The 20,541-nt window shown below is 43.4% G+C and carries 21 protein-coding genes; 16 read left to right on the top strand and 5 right to left on the bottom strand.

Translation table 11 applies throughout. The annotated features are described in order from the left end of the window. The first annotated feature begins 85 nt into the window (after positions 1-85). The 4 genes from MKZ16_RS05500 (at position 86) to MKZ16_RS05515 (ending at position 4,684) form a co-directional block, all read left to right on the top strand. A complete protein-coding gene (locus MKZ16_RS05500) occupies positions 86-766 on the top strand; it encodes a YjgB family protein (RefSeq protein WP_076104681.1) in 681 nt (226 codons plus the stop codon). 148 nt (positions 767-914) lie between these two features. Then, positions 915-2,066, top strand: a complete 1,152-nt coding sequence (locus MKZ16_RS05505) for a winged helix-turn-helix domain-containing protein (RefSeq protein ID WP_081393379.1) — start codon at positions 915-917, stop codon at positions 2,064-2,066. A gap of 74 nt (positions 2,067-2,140) precedes the next feature. Then, the gene (locus tag MKZ16_RS05510; RefSeq protein WP_076104679.1) at positions 2,141-3,442 is read left to right on the top strand and encodes an MFS transporter; all 1,302 of its coding nucleotides are present in this window, start codon (positions 2,141-2,143) and stop codon (positions 3,440-3,442) included. Positions 3,443-4,117: 675 nt separating this feature from the next. Further along, positions 4,118-4,684 carry a histidine phosphatase family protein gene (locus MKZ16_RS05515; protein ID WP_076104715.1) on the top strand — a complete coding sequence of 189 codons (567 nt, stop codon included), beginning with the start codon at positions 4,118-4,120 and terminating at the stop codon, positions 4,682-4,684. Positions 4,685-5,492: 808 nt separating this feature from the next. Here MKZ16_RS05515 and MKZ16_RS05520 read toward each other — a convergent pair. The 5 genes from MKZ16_RS05520 to MKZ16_RS05540 form a co-directional block, all read right to left on the bottom strand. Next, positions 5,493-6,275 (bottom strand): TatD family hydrolase, encoded by a 783-nt coding sequence (locus MKZ16_RS05520; RefSeq protein WP_076104678.1) that lies wholly within the window; start codon positions 6,273-6,275, stop codon positions 5,493-5,495. Next, on the bottom strand, positions 6,272-7,405 hold the full coding sequence (locus MKZ16_RS05525) for a copper amine oxidase N-terminal domain-containing protein (protein ID WP_076104677.1): 1,134 nt from the start codon (positions 7,403-7,405) through the stop codon (positions 6,272-6,274). The genes MKZ16_RS05520 and MKZ16_RS05525 overlap by 4 nt, the downstream gene beginning before the upstream one ends. Before the next feature lie 103 nt (positions 7,406-7,508). Further along, complete coding sequence (locus tag MKZ16_RS05530; protein WP_038569032.1) at positions 7,509-7,820, bottom strand: hypothetical protein; 312 nt, start codon at positions 7,818-7,820, stop codon at positions 7,509-7,511. Positions 7,821-7,832: 12 nt separating this feature from the next. Beyond that, a complete protein-coding gene (locus MKZ16_RS05535; RefSeq protein WP_036686760.1) occupies positions 7,833-8,480 on the bottom strand; it encodes a hypothetical protein in 648 nt (215 codons plus the stop codon). A gap of 170 nt (positions 8,481-8,650) precedes the next feature. Continuing rightward, entirely contained in the window at positions 8,651-9,070 is a 420-nt protein-coding gene (locus MKZ16_RS05540; RefSeq protein ID WP_051491478.1) for a MarR family transcriptional regulator, read from the bottom strand. 219 nt (positions 9,071-9,289) lie between these two features. Between MKZ16_RS05540 and MKZ16_RS05545 the strand changes: the two genes are divergently transcribed. The 12 genes from MKZ16_RS05545 (at position 9,290) to MKZ16_RS05600 (ending at position 20,481) form a co-directional block, all read left to right on the top strand. Continuing rightward, positions 9,290-9,856, top strand: a complete 567-nt coding sequence (locus MKZ16_RS05545; RefSeq protein WP_076104676.1) for a sigma-70 family RNA polymerase sigma factor — start codon at positions 9,290-9,292, stop codon at positions 9,854-9,856. Then, complete coding sequence (locus MKZ16_RS05550; protein WP_076104675.1) at positions 9,853-10,815, top strand: DUF4367 domain-containing protein; 963 nt, start codon at positions 9,853-9,855, stop codon at positions 10,813-10,815. The genes MKZ16_RS05545 and MKZ16_RS05550 overlap by 4 nt, the downstream gene beginning before the upstream one ends. Positions 10,816-11,538: 723 nt before the next feature. Beyond that, positions 11,539-12,126, top strand: a complete 588-nt coding sequence (locus tag MKZ16_RS05555; RefSeq protein ID WP_036686766.1) for a sigma-70 family RNA polymerase sigma factor — start codon at positions 11,539-11,541, stop codon at positions 12,124-12,126. Next, a complete protein-coding gene (locus MKZ16_RS05560) occupies positions 12,113-12,871 on the top strand; it encodes a DUF3600 domain-containing protein (RefSeq protein WP_076104674.1) in 759 nt (252 codons plus the stop codon). The genes MKZ16_RS05555 and MKZ16_RS05560 overlap by 14 nt, the downstream gene beginning before the upstream one ends. 256 nt (positions 12,872-13,127) lie before the next feature. After that, positions 13,128-14,513: a helix-turn-helix transcriptional regulator gene (locus MKZ16_RS05565; protein ID WP_339815444.1), complete on the top strand. Its 1,386-nt coding sequence runs from the start codon at positions 13,128-13,130 to the stop codon at positions 14,511-14,513. Between the two features lie 145 nt (positions 14,514-14,658). Continuing rightward, positions 14,659-14,832, top strand: a complete 174-nt coding sequence (locus MKZ16_RS05570; RefSeq protein ID WP_094903681.1) for an aspartyl-phosphate phosphatase Spo0E family protein — start codon at positions 14,659-14,661, stop codon at positions 14,830-14,832. Positions 14,833-15,037: 205 nt separating this feature from the next. Further along, positions 15,038-16,123 (top strand): outer membrane lipoprotein carrier protein LolA, encoded by a 1,086-nt coding sequence (locus tag MKZ16_RS05575; RefSeq protein WP_036686774.1) that lies wholly within the window; start codon positions 15,038-15,040, stop codon positions 16,121-16,123. A gap of 188 nt (positions 16,124-16,311) precedes the next feature. Next, positions 16,312-17,493: an alanine racemase gene (gene alr / locus MKZ16_RS05580; RefSeq protein WP_036686775.1), complete on the top strand. Its 1,182-nt coding sequence runs from the start codon at positions 16,312-16,314 to the stop codon at positions 17,491-17,493. A gap of 215 nt (positions 17,494-17,708) precedes the next feature. After that, on the top strand, positions 17,709-17,990 hold the full coding sequence (locus tag MKZ16_RS05585) for a CopG family ribbon-helix-helix protein (RefSeq protein WP_025698676.1): 282 nt from the start codon (positions 17,709-17,711) through the stop codon (positions 17,988-17,990). A gap of 3 nt (positions 17,991-17,993) precedes the next feature. Next, positions 17,994-18,344 carry a type II toxin-antitoxin system PemK/MazF family toxin gene (locus MKZ16_RS05590; RefSeq protein ID WP_036686777.1) on the top strand — a complete coding sequence of 117 codons (351 nt, stop codon included), beginning with the start codon at positions 17,994-17,996 and terminating at the stop codon, positions 18,342-18,344. 156 nt (positions 18,345-18,500) lie between these two features. Beyond that, complete coding sequence (locus MKZ16_RS05595; protein WP_052096817.1) at positions 18,501-19,109, top strand: TetR/AcrR family transcriptional regulator; 609 nt, start codon at positions 18,501-18,503, stop codon at positions 19,107-19,109. A gap of 172 nt (positions 19,110-19,281) precedes the next feature. Continuing rightward, the gene (locus tag MKZ16_RS05600; protein ID WP_076100052.1) at positions 19,282-20,481 is read left to right on the top strand and encodes an MFS transporter; all 1,200 of its coding nucleotides are present in this window, start codon (positions 19,282-19,284) and stop codon (positions 20,479-20,481) included. Positions 20,482-20,541 lie beyond the last annotated feature (60 nt).

Consider the following 20,541-nt stretch of genomic DNA (forward strand, 5'->3'; position numbering starts at 1 on the left):
CAACTATTTGATTTTCAGCTCGTCTGTATGTTCAGTTTCATTTTTGCAAGATGACTTTTAGGTAATCTACTAAGGAGATGACATCATGTCAGAAAAGATAAAATTAATAGCAGGCTCTATCCTACTCGCAGGAATGATTGGGCTTGCTGGATGCAGCTCGAACAATGAGGCGGGGAATTCAGAATCCCAGGCAACTTCGCCAACAGAAACGGCTGTAACAGCAACCTCTGAGCCGGAAGTTAGTCCATCAAGCACCCCAGCAGAAACTGCACCAGCAGCGACTTCCTCCCCTACGGAGACTGATAAAGATTCAACCGGCTCAAATTCACAAAATAGCGACAAACAGCTTAAAGAGTTGCTCGAGCTTGCTAAAAAGGGGAAGGTGCCTGGCGTAAAATATGCCGCTCATACCGGACTCATTGATGAGGTCGAAGCGGATTGGGGCAAGCCTGATCAACAAGAGTCAGCGGGAAAAGGAATTTATGCAACCTACACTGACAAACATGTCGTGTTTGGATTTAATAAAGGAAGTTTAATCTTCGATGTTCGTTCAAGTGATTCCACACTGCAAAAGCTGACGCTGAAGCAAATTGAGGCAACACTCGGCAAGCCTGACGCTACCAAAGTGAACGGAGACGATAAGATTTACACCTATCAAGCCAATGACCAATACCAGCTGAAATTTATTATTCCAAGCTCGACCGGTACAGTAGATCATATTTCCGTGTTTAGTGAACAGGATTCCTTTAACAATATGGCTGGGTAAGTGGCATGGGTTAGAAGAGGAGAGAGCAATCATGCAGAGGAATCTGTGGGTTGCTCTTTTTGTATGTTCTTTTTTGATGTGGAGTAGGCCTTGGACTGACTGTTATAATGTAACCAATGAGCGGGTTCGGGGAAAGTGAGGTTCTATCATGCAACTGGAATTAAACGAAAGTGAATATAAAGTGACCGCAGAAGGGATAACGATAGAATTATTCCCAAAAGAATTTACGCTTTTTCAGTTCTTGTATAAAAATAGAGGGCGTACATTCAGTCGAGAACAGCTGTTGGATAAGGTGTGGCCGCTTGAATATCCGGTAGAGCGAACAGTAGATGATCATATTTATCGGCTTCGTAAAAAGCTAGGCAAGTTTCAAGACTTAGATATTAAGACTGTTCGGGGATTTGGTTATAGTCTGACTATGCAGGAGCCCTCAGCTGCTATGGCCAATCCGACTACATATGACTTAGAGATGCAAAAGACGATGCGGGAGGTATTCAAGAAATATCACCTATATGGCCAAGGTCGCTCGATGTTAATCCTCGCACGCCAACAGGATGTTTTGGGGTATGCGATGGATCCGTTTTATTCGATCTATATTCATTTTGTACAGGGAGATTTGGATTGGCTGCTGAACACAACCGAGGTGGGGATAGGGGAACGGTTTTATTCCTTATTAATCTGTTATGTTCTATTGGGTGATCCTAAGAAAAAATTAGAGTTCTGTGAGTTGGTCCTTGAGAAAAAAATTCTTTTGCCGCCTCAGCATCGCGAAGTGGAGATTCTAAATATTCTGGATTTGTACACGCTGGCAGGGCAACCGGAAAAAGCACTGGAACGACTAAAGCTAACATATGAAGTGATTAAAGAGCCGGGGTATGAGAGTTTCATTCCTATAACGGCGACCTCAGAAATGCTTACACACTTGTGGATGGGAACAGAAGATCACGTAATAGAACGGATGGCAACAGACATTGAAGCACTTTTGCTGGAGAAACCTTATTTGCGTGAGATTGGTAGTTATAAAGTTACAAGGGGCTTGTGGTTTCTACGGCGCAAGTCTTGGCGTGAAGCCGAGCAACTGTTGGATGAGGCACTTCAGGTGCTTGAGATGTCAGGGTTCGTGCCGATACGGATATATGCATTGTACCGAATAGTTCATTTTTGTAAACAGTTTCCACCTAAGCCAGCTTTGTATCGCAAATATGTGGATATATTTGAACAGGAGAAGGAAGAGCGGGGATTCCATCGGTTAGAACAATCCTTGGATACCGTGCTTACGAACCTTGTGACTGCCCCCTGATAATTCTCTGACAATTCTCCATTACATTAAGGTCATGCTAATAAGTTCTTAATTGTAATTTGGAGGAATGTTTAATGAATGCTTCAACACAAGCAGGCACGAGCCTGCTTAAGAACAAGGTGTATATGCGTGTGTACAGCGCATATGCGACGGCTACCTTTGGGGATTGGTTCGATGCCTTAGCAATTCAGGTACTCGTAGGGTACCGCTGGCAGGCCAGCCCGCTAATGCTGGCTTTGATTCCGGTCTCCATAGCTTTGCCGGGGATTTTGCTGGGCTCGTTCGCAGGGGTAGTGGCTGACCGACTGAACAAGCTGAAGCTAATGCGGATGTGTGATCTGCTTACGGCATTGTTAACCGTATTCGTATTATTTGCTCCCAGTATGGTGTGGTTGCTCCCGTTATTGATGTTGCGTGCTGCCATTTCTACGTTAAACGTGCCTGCTCAGCAGTCGATGACCCGTAGTATGGTTAGAGAAGACCAACTGCTTCAAGCTACCTCGCTTAATGGGCTTGTAAATCAAGGCTCGAAAATCGCGGGACCTTTACTGGGCGGCTTCGCGTTGTCTGTTCTTACGCCACAGTGGTGTATATTGATCAATGCTTGCCTTAGAGGCTGTTCCTATTTGCTCCTACTTACAGTTAAGAAAAGTGAAGTAGAACAAGTTGGCATAGAAGGCAAGGGCGATCAAGAGGAACGTGTTGCTCTCCGCACGATGTGGAAAGAAGGCTGGAATTTTATGCTGCATAGTAGGTTGCTGCTAAATACCATGCTGTTTGGCATAGTCTGTTCAATGGCTATTCAGATGATTGATTTTCAATTCACCAGTCTATTTAGGGTACTTGCACCCTCTAATGAATCTTTACTGGGCTGGCTCGTGGCGGCATCCGGAGGTGGTGCTGTATTCATCATTATGGTCATGAACAAAATGAATCGCGGAACAGGTTATGGCTGGAAGCTTGGAACGGGTTATGTGCTGATGGGTTTATCGGTTGGGGGACTTGGACTGCTTCAGCCAGGAGCTTCCAGTATTTCTGTATTGCTATTAGGGTTCTTACTAGGTATTGGGAATGGAATTTTTATCATCACGTTCAATTATTGTCTGCAAAAAGAAACACCCCCGCATATGACAGGGCGTGTGTTCGGTATTCAGAGTACCATTCTTAGCGGAGTTATGATTGGCGCACCACTTCTCGGCGGAATGATGGTTCAGATTGCTGGGCCTAGCCGTATCTTTTTGAATTTCGGCATCGTAATCGCTCTGATTGGTGTGCTGGGCATCGCATTTGGGCGTGTGCTGTGGCCTGCGCAGAAAGAGATGAACGATAGCTCTGCGGAGCAATCTAGGACAGTTGAGGTGATGGAGGGGAGCTAGCAGGTAGCACGCTAGTCTAGCTAGCGGGACTTCCTAACTGGACTAGATTAGCTAGACTGGGAAGGTTGAGTGGCAGAGAGAACCTAGCGTGACAACCTAGCAGATACTTAGCTAGACTAGACAGGTTGAGTGGCAGAGACAATCTAGCGTGACTCCCTAGCCGATACTTAGCTAGACTAGACAGGTTGAGTAGCAAAGATAATCTAGCGTGACTTCCTAGCATTTAGTTGCAGAATGTGCAGTTAAATTCCCCTCCATCGATCAAACTGGGATTTAGTTGTACTTTGTGCAGTTATTATTTGATATTCTCCCTTTTAGTCTAGGAATGATGATTTTTAGTTGCACAAAGTACACTTATTTGCTCAGGATGTCTCTTTTTACGCTTAATAGTTGTATATAGTGCAATTAAGAGTCTCTTTAGTCATAGTCGCCTTAATATGTGACTTCTCAGTAAGTGACTTCTCAATAAGTATCTCCTTAATAAGTGACCTCTCAATAAGTTATTACTTTGTGATCTAAAGCAACTGCTGCACGAAACGTTATAAGTTACAATATTACCTAGCCCGATAGGACAGTTTCTCGTCCGTAAGGGCTTTTTTAGTGTGTAGAGGAGATTGGCTAGAACATTAGAATTTGTAGAGGTAAAGGATGGAAAGGATGGAAAGGATGGAAAGGATGGCTACTTTTATTTACATGGTGAGGCACGGTGAGTCGCCCAAACTGCCCGGAGAAACTGAAAGGACTCGCGTACTAACCGCGAAGGGGGAGACGGATGCCCGCAAGATAACGGAAAAACTACGTCTGGAAGGAATTCAAGTCTTCTATTCAAGTCCATACCTTCGGGCTATACATACGATTTCTGGATTGGCGCAGGACTTAGGAGCAGAGATTCAGAGTGTTGAAGACCTCCGGGAAATCCATTTCTCGGACGGAAATAAGATTATGACTGATCAGGAGCTGTATCCATTACTGACAAAAATGTTTGAAGATCCGGATTTTGTCCCAGTTGGTGGGGAATCCATTCATGCGTGTCAGAAGCGTTCAGTTAGTGTGCTGGCAGAAATACTGAGCAATCACAGCGGTCAAAAGGTTGCTATTGGAACTCACGGGGCAGTCATGACGCTTATGATGAACTATTTTGATGCCAAATATGATCTGAACTTTCTTCTTCAAACCACAAAGCCGGATATTTATAAAATGAAGTTCGCAGGCGGAACGTTAGTGGATGTGGAGAGGTTATGATTATTGGGGACTGCTTACAAGCGTCCCGAGTCATCATCAACCTGAGGCTTACGGACCCAGATGACATTATTCGCAGATTATTAGCCTTTGGAGCATGGTTTCGGACTCCAGCGTCGTTATTCCTTAAAAAGAGCACCTTATTGGGTGTTTTTTATGCCAATAGCGACTCTGGGGTCCTTTCTCATCCCAAAAGTGGGGAATTGCTGCATATAAGGTCAGCTGTGTCCGATAGCGGCTTCACACACGTAAATACGTACGAGTAAATACGCACGAGTAAATACGTACGCGTAATTACGTACAGGTAATACGTACACGTAATTAGATACACGTAAATGGGTACGCGTAAAATACATACGCATAAATAAGTACACATAAACACGTACGCATAAATGCGTACAGGTATAAGTACGCGTAAACTACGTCCACGTAAATATCTACGCGTAAATTACGTACGCATAAATACGTACGAGTAAATACGTACGCATAAATACGCACGAGTAAATACGTACGCATAAATACGTACGAGTAAATACGTACGCATAAATACGTCCACGTAAATACATACGCAAAAATATGTACGCGAAAATATTACCGAATCAAATGAAAATGTGTAAGGGGATCTGGATTAAGTAAGGTTGGCTTGTGAACAGTACTTCCACTATGAAAAATACGGCTTCACAAGCCAAGCTGTGTTTAATCATAACGTTAGTCTGACTTTAGGCTATTCTAGCTAAGGCACTGACTTTCTTCTACTCTAACAATAGAACTATCTACAAGGAATAGATCTATCTATAGTCTATAGAGCTATCTACAAGCTATAAAATCGCTTAGCATTCGCAGTCACTAACTCTTCCGCTTCGCCGGGGGTGTAACCATGAAGCGCTCCCCAAGCAGCGGCGACTTCCCGAATCATAGACGGATGGGTGATTTTCCCCGCAAAAGGTCCTTCGAACGGCCAAGGCCCATCGGTTTCAGCCATGACTAGCTCTGGGGGATAACGGCGGGCAAGCGCCTGTATCTCCGGCTCATACAGGATATCCGGGGTGAAGGAGATATAGTAGCCGTTCTTAATCATGCGGGCAATGGCTTCTTCCGGACCTTTGAACCAGTGAAAGTGGGCATGCTGTATGTTATGTTTTTCCAGGAGATCACAAGCAATAAGCGCATCTTCATAGACAGCATGCAGCACCACAGGTTTATCGAGACGGGCAGCTAACCCAAGCAACTGATCCAGCAGTTCAATATAGGGCTCCATATCAAAGGTTTCGCCACGTTCTAAAGCTTCAGCACGCGTATAGTAAGGCAGCCCGATTTCCCCCACAGCAATATAATCCTCACTAGATTGACTCTCGATCCATTTCAGCAGAGCAGCCAGCTCAGCATCCTGCGGCAGGGGTTGCTCTGGATGAAAGCCATAAGCTGGACGGACCACGCCGGGATTTATGGCTGCAAGTCTTTGGGTGCGTATACAAGAGTCCAAATTCATAGAGACAGCGATAAGGGCTTTAATTCCCATGTCAGGTAGTTCACTCAGTATCTGTTCGGCAACTTCAGGTTCATATTGCTCTAAATGTATATGGGCATCAATCATAACTGTTTACCCTCCACGTAAGAAGCTAATTCCTCATGAACCTCAAAGCGAATAGAGTCGGGTTCCATTCCATCTTTTCCCGGTTTGTAGGCAAAGGTTAGTGTGCCAATACTCTCCAGAAATCCAATATAAACATTTGTTTCCGCCTTTAGCTTGCCCTCTTCCACTATGTAGTGAGTAACAGCACCAATGCCGGCTTGTTCGCCTAGATTGCCATCCTCAGCACGATCTGGATATCGCAAAGTCACCATGGATGGAGTTGAGCCTTTAACTTGAATTTGAATCAGGGCGTCCCCTTTTTCATTAGAAATTTTTGACGTAAGCAATGCGGAGGCGGCTTTATCTGCAGAAGGGACAGTGACTTCTTCCCACGGGTTAGGCTTAATCACGTGAAGTTCCTGCATGGACATGCCCGTACCTGTTCCGAGCCACAGAATGACAACGACTTCTTCCTGTCCATCCTGATCGATGTCGGCATAATGAATCTCAGGAGGGTAACTTAGGAGTCTGGGTGTTTCCCAATCAAATGCATGCTTGTTACCGTTCACCTCTACAACAAATCCTTCGTAGGTACCGCCATCTTTAAGGGCAGTATACAGCTTCACTTGGTCATTTTCTGTAGCAATAGCGAGAGGTTCGCTGGGTGTTCTGACGGTAGTACTAACATCCCCTGATGTTATTAATACTTCAGTTCCAGCTGCATTCAGCTGCGCAGTGGCACCAGACAGAGAGTTTAGGGAATCGGCTGGAATATATAAAATACCATTTCGTAGAATAGCTGGTCCTTCAAGCGAGGTTTGATATCCATCAGCTTGCATATACTCATTGTCCGGCGTCAGAACATAACTACTGCTTCCATCAGAGATGGTCAAGGTCTTTAAGTTATTATCCCATTTTTGTTCTGAGGTGTAGTATTCCATTAGTACTTTTGCAGGTACATAGACCTTATCATCTAGGAAAAAAGGGGAGAGAGTAGGAAGAACGGCTTCGCCGTCCACGATTAGTTTCAGTGGTGCTGAAGTAGCTTGTGTTTGGTTAATAGCCATTGTTGTATCCATATCTATGGTTGCCGATGCTCCGCATCCGGCCAAAAAGAGCGTGATAGCTCCTATAGCGATGATTTTATTCATAATTACCTCCAGGATAAAGTCCAGTCCCCTTAAGTATAGAATAAAACAGCGCGTTGTAGGTCACTTTCTATTAACAAAGAGAATACAAGCTTGTTACAGTTCGCTAGTTTTTTATAAAATGCAGGCATCCACGCAATAAACGACGAGTGTAATAGAAAGAAATGAACAAAAGTAAGGAGAGGCACAGACCAATTGGAAGGCTGAGAATGTTCGGGAAATCATAATCTGGGAAGGCATTTAGTCCTATCCCTTTGATGCCAACAATACCTAGCACACCACCGATAGGTGCAATGATTGCACAGACAACACTCCCCACGGCCCAGACACTAAGGATCGGTACACAGAACAAGATGGTGGCACCTTTGGCGATATTTTTGAGTATAGTGGCTCCTGACAAATGAGTGATTTTTTCCATGTAGACTCTCCTTTATTGGTTTAAAAATACAGTTCGGTCAACTTGCGACTTAAGATCCACCGTTAGACTTTTGCTATAGCGGATTTCCCCAATGGTACAACCCGGTCCGACGATGATTTCTTCACCGCACACAAGGTCAGCTGTCGTCCGGTATAACGTTATGCTAGTTCCTTCAATCGTTGTGCAGGTAAGTTTTCGAAAAGGGTGCATCAGCGCATTAATCAACTTGGAGGAGGGTTTAACGATAATGTCACCGCCAGCTCTCATAACCTCGACTGTGCTTCTATTGCCTAAACGGATCTCAATCGATGAATCTGCATTTAGTCTCTTTATGTTCACAGCACCTTCAGCATAAAAAGTCCCGGCTGCAGCATTTTCTGCTACGGACATGTATCCAGAAGATCGGAGATTATCTGCTTGGATATTTTGAACGCGCAGACTCCCTAGATTGTTTACCTGATTGGCCTTACAATTCCCCCCAATTGTACAGTCGCCAGATACTTTGAGTTTTGATGTCGAGACACTACTTTTAGTACTTAAGTGGCCAAACACATCAACAGTAACCGCACGAATATTCTCTCGGACAAACAGCGAACCTCTTACCTTCAACGGTGGATCGATCATGTCAGTACGTTCATAAGTATTGTTATTATTGGACATTTACAGTACCGTCCTTCAAAATATATTTTAATAATTAAAATATATATTCATTATAATATATAGTCAATATAATAAATTGGGAGTTTAACATAAAAAACACTGCCGTCAGTTTCCTGACAGACAGTGTTTATAGAAAAGAGTATAGCTGATAAGGAGCAAAATGAAGGCTGTTAGTGCATCATTTGTTCCATCAATTTATTTATTTGTTCTAAAGTTCCGGAGATTTTATTCAGATCTGAGGTAGGAAATGCTTCAAATATTGTATGGATACGCTGATCGCCTTGTTCTGTAAGGACAATATTGACAACTCTGCGGTCTTCTTTAGTCCGCACCCGTTCAATAAGTCCGGCTTCCTCAAGTTTATCGCACATGGAAGAAGCGGCTCCGGGTGTGACCACGAAGCGTTCAGAGATGTCAGTAATGTTCAAGCTTCCGGTAAGCCGGAGTTGAAACAGCAGCATGATCTGATTGTGAGTCAGGGTTTCCTTTTTAGTGATCATATCAATGAAAAACTGGGATTTCTGCTGCACATTTGCCATAGATTCCATGACCTTATGGATAGCATTTTGTTTCTCTTCCTTTGTGCTCATAACATTGCCTCGCTCCAATTTACTTTAGTTACTAAAATATATAGAAGCTATAATAAGCTTGTCAAGTTGACGGGTTACTGTAGCTTGGTTAGAAAGACTGAATTTAGCGCTGGAACCCTTCTTTTTTTTATATCTTGTAATGAAATTGGAAATATATCGTATTAACTGATGAATTTACTTAGCTAAGTGAAAATTTGGTGGGAAAGGAGAGTTAGATTGATGCATGAGCGCGCATTGCTTCATCCTTTTGTTAAAGAGAATATACAGGAAAATACTGACATAGATGTTTTGTTCACAACGATTTTTGAAACCTACTATAAAAGAATATTCAACTACATCGCTTACCGGGTTAGTTCTCTCCATACGGCTGAGGATCTGACAAGCCTTGTTTTTGAGAAAATGTTGGCGAAACTATCGACCTATTCTCAGGAAAAAGCTCCTTTAGAGGTATGGTTATTCGCCATTGCCAGAAATGTGGTCAATGATCATTACCGGAGTTTTAAAAGGAAAAGTTTCTTTTCGCTGGATGCCGTCAAGGAACTGGTTTCTAGCAGAAAAGATCCGGAAAGCTTGATCCTCCAGGGAGAACGTAGTGGAAGGCTTAACGAAGCCTTGAATACATTGAGCTCAAAGGAGCGGAATATTGTGGCTCTAAAATATGGAGCTAATCTGAGAAACAGAGAGATTGCCCAGGTTACGGGAATTTCGGAGAGCAATATCGGTGTGATACTCTACCGGACTATGAAAAAGCTGAAGACTGAAATAGGGAGCGTGGAGCAGCTATGAACAGTAAAGAGATACAGCAGAAGTTCTCAGCAGATTTAGATGAAAGTATATATGGAGCGGCAAATGATTTAAAGGGTGCTGGGGAGTACAAGGAGCTGCTGGAGCTAGGCAGGGTTCTGGCCCATAAAGATTTCAGCGAGGGCTCTGACAAAACAGCCATTCTGAATAAGGCTCGGAGAAAGTATGCCGGCCAAAAGGAGGAGAAAGGATTGCATACAAAACATAGATTAAGACGTCCTGCTGTTATGCTGGCAACTTTGCTAGTGGTTAGCGTATTAAGTGTAACTTTTGTGCAGCCGTCATTTGCACAGGAGCTGTTAATGAAAGTATTGCAAACGATAAACTTAGGCCATATTGTAGCCCATGAAGTAGAATTTTCTGCGGATTCCAACGTGATTCCGGATGACTTTAAGGGGAAGATTTTTGATAGCAAAGGAAATGCGCTTGTGACCCTCGACGCTGCTCAAAAGGCAGGTGATATCTACAATGCTGATGGGGAAAAAATCGTCGGAGTTGAAGACGGCAGACTGGTTACGCAATCTGAGAGGGATCAAGAGAAAGCGGAATTGCTGATCGAGAGGGATTCTAGCAAGCTAAATGAATATACGATTTTTAATGTGGGATTGCCGGAGTATTTGCCAGACGGTTATACCTTTGATCGTGCAGAGTTTTATAAGGATAGCAATGGTGAAGTAATCAACAGCAAATATATTAATTTATATTTTGTTAATGAAGCTACCGATGAGATCATCTCGATGCAGCAGCGGCACGCTGATTCCGAAACGGCTTATGAGATGTCGACGGATGGCACAATCGAAAAAGTGAAGATTAACGGAGCTGATGCTGTATTGGTTAATGGAAAAGGGTTGGACTGGGAAGCCAATGGAGTCTTATACGGTGTAACATCAGCTAGCTTGGACAAGAATGATTTGATCAAAGTTGCTGAGTCTATCCGCTGACTGATTTTTTAGAGAGATAGGCGGTTACTGTTCGAGTATATATAGGCAAGGGGATGATCCATATGGATCTCCCCTTTTTCGCTTTATTGAGGGCACATGCAAACAATGAGTGGGAGAATATAGCTGTACTTCGTACAACTATATTTCTGCGAAATAACGCTTGGATGGATATAATTGTATTTCGTACACTTATTTTCACGATTTATCCCACTATAGGAAGTTTCTCCGCTTTTTAATTGTATAGAATACACTTAAAATCAGAGTAAACCTTTTTGCATATGGAATAAGTGTACAGAATGCAGTTATCTCATAGATTTCTGCGGGATCCGGCCAAAGCTGGCGTGTAAAGCCGAACATCAGCTTCCACCTGCCCATAATCTGTTCAAGCAAAGCTGAAGACTAGCTTCCACCTGCCCATAATCTGTTCAAGCAAAGCTGAACATCAGCTTCCACCTGTCCATAATCTGCTCAGGCAAAGCTGAAGATCAGCTTCCACCGTCCATAATTTGCTCAAGCAAAGCTGAAGACTAGCTTCCACCTGTCTATAATCTGCTCAAGCAAAGCCAAAGATCAGCTTCCACCTGTCCATAATCTGTTCAGCTGGCAGTCGCCTCCGCTTACTTCATCTACTCCATTAAGCCGCTGCAGAGTAAAAAATAAATCGAACGATTTATTCTCTATTTACCAATACATAGTGTAAGACCGAAGGAGGGATTGAGAGGGATGAAACATCCAAATGAATATTCTCAGCTCATTGCGCTTACGCTAGCCGGCAGCCGTGAAGCGTACAGTGAACTATATGAAGCAACGATTCGGGATGTGTATCAGACCGTTCATTTTCTCGTTCGCGAAACCTCCGATGTGGATGATGTTGTTCAGGAGATTTATATTCAGGTGCACCGGTCGCTTGAGCAATTTGACGTCAATCGTCCTTTTAGGCCTTGGCTTATGGGGCTGGTTATGCGGCAAATTCATGCCTATCGAAGAAAGAGATGGACGCATCTCCGAATGGTTAAAAAAGTAGAGCAGACTGATTTAAGGATGGAACCTGATTTCACTAGTGATGTTGTGGACAGGTTAGCTAACCGCCGTCTACTAGCAAGTGTAGATCGTCTTCCATTTAAGCTGAAGCAGGTGATTATTCTGCACTATTTAAATGAATATTCACAGGAAGAAAGTGCCGCGATACTGGGTATCCCTCTGGGTACGGTGAAATCCCGTATTCATGCTGCACTGCACAAGCTTCGTCAGAAGCCGGAGAATCATACTCTTTTTAAGGGAAAGGTGGAGGACCTGCATGAATTTCAATGAAGAGTTACGGACAGTTCTGCAGGAAGAGGCGAGAAATCTAAGTGCCCCACCGGAACTGAAGGAGCAAATACTAAATCAGACCGAGAAGAGATCAGGGGGAAGACGAATGAAAAAATGGCTTGTAGCAAGCATTTTGGCGGCTGCATTATTAATTCCTACTGGAGCATATGCCGGATATAATTATTTGGCGGATACCCTGTATGGCTCACAAGCAACTGCTGCTACGATTGGAGTAACCCAGCAACAATATGACAGGCTTGAAGCCAAGCTGCAGAACGCGAAACAAAGCTTTAACGAAGAGGAATTTACAAGATTGATGTCTTTACTAGAGGAATTGGGAGCTTACAATCTGCAAATGGCCGATGCTGACGGAGTCTTTCACCTAGAACAGTTAAGTGCGAAAGATCAAAAGGCATATAATGATTTACAGGTTGAGCTTAAACCTTATTTCGAGAAAATGAATGAAAATGAAATCCCTCAGGCAAAGGCGGCTGTCGTTGATCGTGATACTTTCTGGAATGGCGTGCTGGAAAAAGCTGAACAGAGGTTTACTAAAGAAGAGTTTGAGGAGATCGAACAATTAATAAATGAGTTGCAAAGCTATGATGCCAAGGTATTTGATGCAGATGGAAGTGTTCATATGGATCGGCTTTCGAAAGAGGAGATACAAAACCAAGAGAAGTTAATTGAAGCGCTCGGTCCTTATATAAATAAGCTGGACATGATGATTAAACCTAGTTCTTAGTTGAATTTAAATGCATGTATTGAATAACTATGGATAGAAGTAGCATTAGAAAAGCCACCAGAAAAGGTCTAATACACCTTGTGTTCTGGTGGTTTTTTACATTCGGCTAATTTGTATTTTATACATCACTAATTGAATAAATGTATAATCAATTAAGCCAAAAAAAAGTATTTGACCACTGGAATAATTAGACATATTATTATTTAAATACTATTGATCTATATATGAATCATGATGGCGAAAGGTGGCTTTGATCATGAAGCAGATGACCATTCGTGCAGAACTGGCGGACTACCTCAAGAAGAATGGAATAACAATTAATCAATTCGCAGAGGTATCTAAAGTGAATTCGGGCACAATTAGCAACATTATCAATGGGAATCGGCCTATAGCCATGCAGCAATTAGACCGTATTACAAAAGGTATGGGATTAGAAGAAGGCGGCTTTTATGATATGTATGTGGAGGAGTGTTTCATACATTCCAATCCCAATTGGAGACGACTTCGACCTTTTCTATATCGCTGTGCTGAACTAGATAAGCTGGAATGTATAAGTCGCGTGATTGGAATCATGATGGACAGCCTATCTTATACACCCTCGTTGTTTGATACAGCAGAAGATTTTTTTGTACAAGGAAAATATGATGCTGCAGCGTTATTATACCGGAGTGTCGCGGAGAGTGAGAAGTATCAGCATTCAGAGCGGCTGGCTTTTTGCCAATACAGACTGTTCACGATTGCTCTAGGGGGTGATCAGGATCTGAATTTGCGAGCAGCTGTGCAGTTTGAGGGTTTTGTAAATCGGCTTGATGAAGTCGATCAACTTGACGCGCTGAAGGCTCTGGCGAATACATATAGCGCATTGAGGTATTGGGATAAGGTAATGCTCATAGCTATTGAAATTGAAAAAAAAGCATCCATTCAATATAAGTATAATAATGAGCGAGCCAGAAAAAACGTGTTACAGAAGGAACCTGCAATGCCCTTATTTTCATATATTCTATTTTCTTATGTGTTACGTTCAGTAGTTTACAGAGAGCTGGGAGATTATGATAGAGCATTGCAGTATGTTAACCTTTACATGGATATGAGCTGGATCCGTGAGGATACGGAGGAAGCTTTGCAACTTATGAATCGATGTATGGGTTGGGCACAGGGCAATATATATTTACTGAGAATTTTAAAAGGTGATGTGACAGCGCTTCCGGAATATGTGACCTATATTGAAAAAAGAGAGGAAGACATTCTTCCAGGTCTGTTCAAAATCCTTCAGGCAGCCAATCACTATGATTTTAATGTGGATGATATTCTTCAGCGGTTTGAGCAAGAAATATCAGATTATAGAGATCAGCAGAGAAATCTTAAATGTTATAATCGACAAATTATCGAAGACAGATACACTTTTTTTATGGCTGAAATAGCATTGTATTATATAAGAAGAGGAAAATATGAGCTTAGTATAAAGTATATAATGGATAGTTTGGAGACTTCTGTAAGGATTAATAACGAATCCTGTATAATAAAGTGTGTCAGAATGTTTGAGCAGCTTCGGCATACTGCATCTTTAGAAACGCAGAAGCAATACCAAAATCTGATTAGAATCAATGAAAAGAAAAATGGTTTTGTTATTGGAAGTGCCTAGTATTGATAGTTTTATAGAAGAAACAAAAAAGAGTTTTCAGATTAAATCTGAGATCGCTATCTATTGAATTGTAGTAATGCACTTTAATGTAAAATATAGAATTTGACATATACCTCTAATATATTAAATTAGGGAGGTAGTGTTAATGAATGATCAGGAAATTATCCAAAAGAGAATAGAGGGTGCTAGAAAAAAACTTTATTTAATGGAGAGGCAACACGGAGGGCTTTTGCATCCGAATGTGATCAGACAGTCCATGAGATTAGATGAATTAATTAATCAGTACAATAAAGCAGTACATAGCGATAATGAGGATTGAAGAGAATGGTTAAACACCCTACATAATGATATTGCAACTTCTGATGAAGTATAGAGCCAGCGCTGTGCGCGGGCTTTTTGGCTTGTTGGATCTCATAAAATAAATCTATGCTGCACGCTTGTCATGCCCGTCTGCATATTGCGGCCAAGTCCCTCATAGACATGTACTAATCAATGCATTCAAAACAGGTTAAGGGGATGATGTCATGCGCCGGATAACATGGGTACTCGCGATCATTATGAGCGTGGCCCTGGTGATGACGGGGTGCGGGAAGAAGGATGCCGCTTCCGTAGTCAAGGATTTGAACAATGTGGCTGACAAGTTGGAAAGTAAGCAGGGAACGTACCAAGGTTCTGGCACAATGACCCTGTATACCGGGGAACAGCCGCAGGAGTATAAGGTAGAAGTATGGTACAAGAATCCTTCCTACTACCGGATCAGCTTGGCAAATGTTCAGAAGGATATTACGCAGATCGTACTTCGTAATGATGAGGGAGTGTTCGTACTCACACCAAGTATGAATAAGAGCTTCCGTTTCCAAAGCGATTGGCCGGATGATCAAGGTCAGGTCTATCTGTATCAGACGTTGGTTCGTGGCATAGTTTCGGATAATAACCGCCAATTTGTGGAAGATGGAGATAACTATGTGTTCGAGGTAGCCGCGAATTATCAAAGCAATGCCCTTGTGCGGCAAAAGATTTGGCTTGATAAAAAGACTTATGAGCCTAAACAGGTTCAAGTCTCTGATTCTGAGGCGAAGGTAGTTGTAAACGTGAAGTTTGACACCTTCAAATTCGATACGGATTTCACCAAGGATTCCTTTGATATGGAAAAGAACATGGCCTCGGGTAAGTCCGCAGAGAGCACAGTAGCTGAGGTTGATGAGAATGGTAATCCGGTTACAGCTCCTGAGGGCCAAGAACAGGCTGAACAACCAGTGGCAGCAGAGCTTGGAGACTTTGGGATCATTGAACCTGATTATATTCCAGCTGGTGTAGAGTTCAAGGACTCGCATAAATTGGAGGGCAACAAAGACCATGCTGTTCTCATCCGATATGATGGGATTTATCAGTACACTATTATGGAATCCCGTCCACTGGACCGTGCGGTAGCACTGGCGCCTGGAACCCTGAAAGACCTTGGTTTTACGTGGGGAGTTCTGAGTGGGGATGAGCAGCAGACATTGACTTGGATGTCTGAGGGTGTAGAGTACCGAATTACAAGTGCCAATCTTCCTGCTAATGAAATGATGCAAATTGCCGCTTCTATGGAGGCACAATCGGGTAAATAATAAAAAGTAGGCGGATACTGCGTTTTGTGGGATTCTTTCCTCTACAACGTAGTATCCGCTTTTCTTTATTTGCCGGGGCTCCAGCACACATTGACAGCCACCTTCTGTAGCATTACCATTGGTACTAAGACAATGATTAATGCAATGCAGCAATGACGTTTTACTACAACGTAAGAAGGTGACTTGAAGTGCAAGCAAGCTATCGACCGACAGTAGCCGAAATTAATCTGGATGATTTGCGTGCCAATTACGAAGCCTTTCGCCGCTACTTGCCGGCAGAGACAAAGTTTATGGGATGCGTCAAAGGAAATGCGTACGGCCATGGAGCAGTGGAAGTGACACGGGAGCTGGAAAGACTCGGAGCAGATTATGTTAGTGTGGCTTTTTTGGATGAAGCATTGGAGCTGCGTCAGGCGGGAATACTGATTCCTATACTGGTGCTTGGCTACACTTCCCCAGAAGGAATAGCCGTTGCCTGGGAGAACCATGTAACTGTAACACTGTTCACACCGGAGGTACTGGAGGCTATAAGACAGCTTCCTATAGATCCGGAACATCGGCTAAAGGTGCATATCAAGATTGATAGCGGGATGGGACGACTGGGTCTTTTACCAGCTGACGCACCTGCATTTATCTCTGAAGTGCAGTCTGTTGCGCAGGCGGAGCTGGAGGGTATGTTTACCCATTTTGCCAAGGCAGACGAACAAGACAAAAGCTATACACTGGAACAGCATCGACGGTTCATGAGCGTGGCGGAAACGCTGCGGGAGCAGAACATTCAGATCCCGATCATACATACGGGCAATAGCGCTACGGCCATTGATTCACCTTATTTATCCAGCAACATGGTGCGTGTAGGCATCAGCTTGTACGGATTTTATCCCTCCACAGAGGTGAACCGTCAACTGGTAGAACTACGTCCGGTATTGACGCTGAAGACGCAGGTTGTATATGTCAAAAGCCTGCCTGCCGATTGGGGCGTTAGTTACGGCACTAGGTACATCACAGAGAGCGAGGAGATTATTGCAACGCTACCTGTGGGGTACGCAGATGGATATTCCCGCATGCTAACTGGCAAAGCGGAGGTGCTAATACGTGGACGCCGCGTTCCTGTCGTCGGAACAATCTGCATGGATCAGTGTATGGTATCACTCAAATCTTTCGCTGCAGAAGCGGAACAAATTAAAGCAGGCGAAGAAGTTGTTCTCATCGGCCGTCAAGCTGACGTGATGATCACGGCAGACGAGTTGGCTCTCCAGCTTGGAACAATTCACTACGAGGTTATCTGCATGTTGGCTCATCGGGTGCCACGCGTTTATATAAGTGAAGGCACACTTCCTAAATTAGTAAATGCTCTACTCACAAACTGAAAGTTCTTGACAGTGATGTTATACAAGGGAGAAAATAGAAGGAATTGTATCGTATTAGGAGATGTGACTAAAAGCCTATACGAACCACCATTTCTAGTTTATAATGGGATGCAGCATACTTGATATACTGGCGGCATATATTCCTTGTATAAAATTCCTTGTATATTGTAACACTGGAACACAAGGGCAGAAGGTTTGTGGGGGTGGAAGAGAAGGTGGCTAATTTGCAGAACACCAAAAGAATCATGATCAGCTTGCCCGATCATCTCTTGCAGGAAGTGGACGGAATTGTTCAATTGGAGAATTCCAACCGGAGTGAATTGATTAGGCAGGCCATGAAGCTGTACTTGAGCGAACGGAGGAAACGTTCCATCCGGGAGTCCATGCAGCGCGGCTACATGGAAATGGCTAAGATCAACTTGACCATGGCATGCGAGGCTTTCCTCGCGGAGGAAGATGCAGACAGCACTCTTGGCCGCTTAGTAAGCGGGGTGTAGACATTGATCGTTAAACGTGGCGATGTTTTTTTTGCTGATCTTTCGCCGGTTGTAGGTTCTGAACAAGGCGGAGTAAGGCCAGTTCTGGTCATCCAGAACGATATTGGCAATCGCTTTAGCCCGACGGTAATTGTGGCTGCAATCACAGCCCAAATCCAGAAGGCTAAGTTACCTACACATGTGGAAATTGACGCAGCTGCTCATGGCTTTGACAGAGATTCTGTTATTTTGCTGGAACAGGTTAGGACGATTGACAAACAACGCTTAACTGACAAGATCACCCACCTTGATGATGAAACGATGAAAAAGGTGGATGAATCGCTGCAAATCAGCCTTGGTCTGATTGATTTTTAATCACCCTAGGTTATAGATAACTCATGAGATTGGCGCTCGGGTACGAATCCGGGCGTCTTTTAATGTGCGTTTTTGCGTATAGTAAATAAAGAATCGTTAGGTCTTCACTTTTTGAAAATGATCTGATATTATTAGACCGTACGGTCGGTTTAGGAGGTGCTTAGAATCAAAGGACGCTCAGACGGAGAAGAAACTAAAAAAAGAATTGTGCGCAAGGCCACGCAGCTGTTTGTACAGAAGGGTTATGCTGCCGTAACTATGAATGAAGTTTGTGTAGCCTCGAATGTCAGTAAGGGCAGTCTGTATCACCATTTTCCGAGCAAGGATGAGCTTTTTCTATTTGTAGTGGAAGTGGATACGTTAGAGTGGCTGCAAGCGTGGAATGATAAGAAACAGGAAATTGCAGGGATCGAAGAACGATTTTATGCGTTAGCCGAGCATTACGCAAATGATTTTCAAAATCCACTGATTCATGCGCTCGAGGAATTCTCCAGAAGCAGATGCCACCCGGAAGAGATTAGCAAGCGGCTTTCACTTCTTTATGAAGCAGCCTCACATGCTTGTCGTGATCTTTTGAAGGAAGGGATTGAAACAGGATATTTGGTAAAAGGCGACTTGGAGAACTATGTAATTATCGTGAGTGGCATGCTTGAAGGGATTGGAAGAGTTTCTGAATTCTCGATTCATGAGAAGACCCGGGAGGATATAAAAAAATATTACCGGGAAGCAGTAAATTTATTATTACAAGGGATTCGTACGGGGTAAGATAACGAGGGGCATGAAAAGAAGCTTTACATTCAGGATTATGAAGGCTGAAGCTTCTCAAAGGCACCGGAATAGGAAGGGTTATTTTTTTACTATTATTTAGACCGGATGGTCGGTCTTAACATGCATAATATTCGAAGATTTGGCTTTAAACACACGGAGGGTTAATACAATGTCATTGTTACTTAGAAACAGAGGCGCTATGCTGCTTGTTATGCTTAATATTTTTCTAGCTTTCACTGGAATTGGGCTAGTAGTCCCAATAATGCCAACCTACATGAATGAGCTTGGGATCAGCGGAAGTACTGTCGGGCTCTTGGTCGCCTCCTTCTCGCTTGCCCAATTATTAATATCGCCATTTGCCGGCAGATTATCCGACAGAATCGGTAGAAAAAAGGTGATTGTAGCAGGTTTGATCGTGTTTGCGATATCTGAGCTGATTTTTGGTCTGGCCAATGTACCTTGGCTCTTGTTCGTTTCGAGATTGCTTGGTGGTGCAGGAGCTGCTCTAATTATGCCGGCAGTTATGGCTTATGTAGCGGACACGACTTCTTTTGAAGAGAGAGCTAAAGGAATGGGACTAATTAATGCAGCCATTACCACCGGCTTTATTATTGGTCCTGGGATTGGCGGTTATCTTGCTGAGCTTGGAATGCGGGTACCCTTTTTCTGTGCGGCTGGTGCAGCTGGAGTTGCAGCTCTAATTACAGTTTTAATCTTGCCTGAGTCTCTGTCTGAAGAGAAACGTAAGGAAGCGACGTTATCAAAAAATAATCAGGAAAGCTTCTTGACGCAGCTGATGCGCTCTTATCGCGAACCGTATTTTTTCGGCTTAATTATTGTATTTGTCATGGCTTTTGGACTGGCTAATTATGAAACAGTGTTCGGATTGTTCGTGGACCATAAATTTGGCTTTACGCCTAAGGATATCGCTTTTGTAATTACCTTTGGTTCTATTGCAGGTGCGGTGGTGCAGGTGTCCGCGTTTGGCTGGATCTTGAATAAATTCGGGGAGAACAAGGTGATCTCCACTTGTCTTATAGTCTCATCATTGTTTATTCTGCTGACCTTGTTTGTAAGCGGCTTTTGGGCGATTATTACGGTTACCTTTATTGTGTTCTTTGCAATGGATATTCTGCGTCCAGCAGTAGGTACACAGCTTTCCAAAATGGCCGGAGAATCACAGCAAGGTTTCGTAGCGGGAATGAACTCAGCTTATACAAGTCTCGGAAATATTGCTGGGCCTATCGTCGCAGGGTATTTGTTTGATCTTAGTATTAACTTCCCATATGGGGCAGCCGCGCTCGTTCTGGCTTTGTGTTTTGTATTGTCACTGAGTTCCGGCAAACGGGGAATGGGGCAGCGGGCGTAATCGCTAAATCCGGGCTCTGACCCGTCTACGATGCCTCGCTATATGCGCACAGCGGTTCAG

The sequence above is a fragment of the Paenibacillus sp. FSL R5-0928 genome (assembly GCF_037970385.1).
Classification (GTDB): Bacteria; Bacillota; Bacilli; order Paenibacillales; family Paenibacillaceae; genus Paenibacillus_AQ; species Paenibacillus_AQ odorifer.

Bases quoted from the DNA above. Each gene is read 5' to 3' on its own strand.
- MKZ16_RS05500 (WP_076104681.1), top strand. From the start codon at position 86: ATGTCAGAAAAGATAAAATTAATAGCAGGCTCTATCCTACTCGCAGGA.
- MKZ16_RS05505 (WP_081393379.1), top strand. From the start codon at position 915: ATGCAACTGGAATTAAACGAAAGTGAATATAAAGTGACCGCAGAAGGG.
- MKZ16_RS05510 (WP_076104679.1), top strand. From the start codon at position 2,141: ATGAATGCTTCAACACAAGCAGGCACGAGCCTGCTTAAGAACAAGGTG.
- MKZ16_RS05515 (WP_076104715.1), top strand. From the start codon at position 4,118: ATGGCTACTTTTATTTACATGGTGAGGCACGGTGAGTCGCCCAAACTG.
- MKZ16_RS05520 (WP_076104678.1), bottom strand. From the start codon at position 6,275: ATGATTGATGCCCATATACATTTAGAGCAATATGAACCTGAAGTTGCC.
- MKZ16_RS05525 (WP_076104677.1), bottom strand. From the start codon at position 7,405: ATGAATAAAATCATCGCTATAGGAGCTATCACGCTCTTTTTGGCCGGA.
- MKZ16_RS05530 (WP_038569032.1), bottom strand. From the start codon at position 7,820: ATGGAAAAAATCACTCATTTGTCAGGAGCCACTATACTCAAAAATATC.
- MKZ16_RS05535 (WP_036686760.1), bottom strand. From the start codon at position 8,480: ATGTCCAATAATAACAATACTTATGAACGTACTGACATGATCGATCCA.
- MKZ16_RS05540 (WP_051491478.1), bottom strand. From the start codon at position 9,070: ATGAGCACAAAGGAAGAGAAACAAAATGCTATCCATAAGGTCATGGAA.
- MKZ16_RS05545 (WP_076104676.1), top strand. From the start codon at position 9,290: ATGCATGAGCGCGCATTGCTTCATCCTTTTGTTAAAGAGAATATACAG.
- MKZ16_RS05550 (WP_076104675.1), top strand. From the start codon at position 9,853: ATGAACAGTAAAGAGATACAGCAGAAGTTCTCAGCAGATTTAGATGAA.
- MKZ16_RS05555 (WP_036686766.1), top strand. From the start codon at position 11,539: ATGAAACATCCAAATGAATATTCTCAGCTCATTGCGCTTACGCTAGCC.
- MKZ16_RS05560 (WP_076104674.1), top strand. From the start codon at position 12,113: ATGAATTTCAATGAAGAGTTACGGACAGTTCTGCAGGAAGAGGCGAGA.
- MKZ16_RS05565 (WP_339815444.1), top strand. From the start codon at position 13,128: ATGAAGCAGATGACCATTCGTGCAGAACTGGCGGACTACCTCAAGAAG.
- MKZ16_RS05570 (WP_094903681.1), top strand. From the start codon at position 14,659: ATGAATGATCAGGAAATTATCCAAAAGAGAATAGAGGGTGCTAGAAAA.
- MKZ16_RS05575 (WP_036686774.1), top strand. From the start codon at position 15,038: ATGCGCCGGATAACATGGGTACTCGCGATCATTATGAGCGTGGCCCTG.
- MKZ16_RS05600 (WP_076100052.1), top strand. From the start codon at position 19,282: ATGTCATTGTTACTTAGAAACAGAGGCGCTATGCTGCTTGTTATGCTT.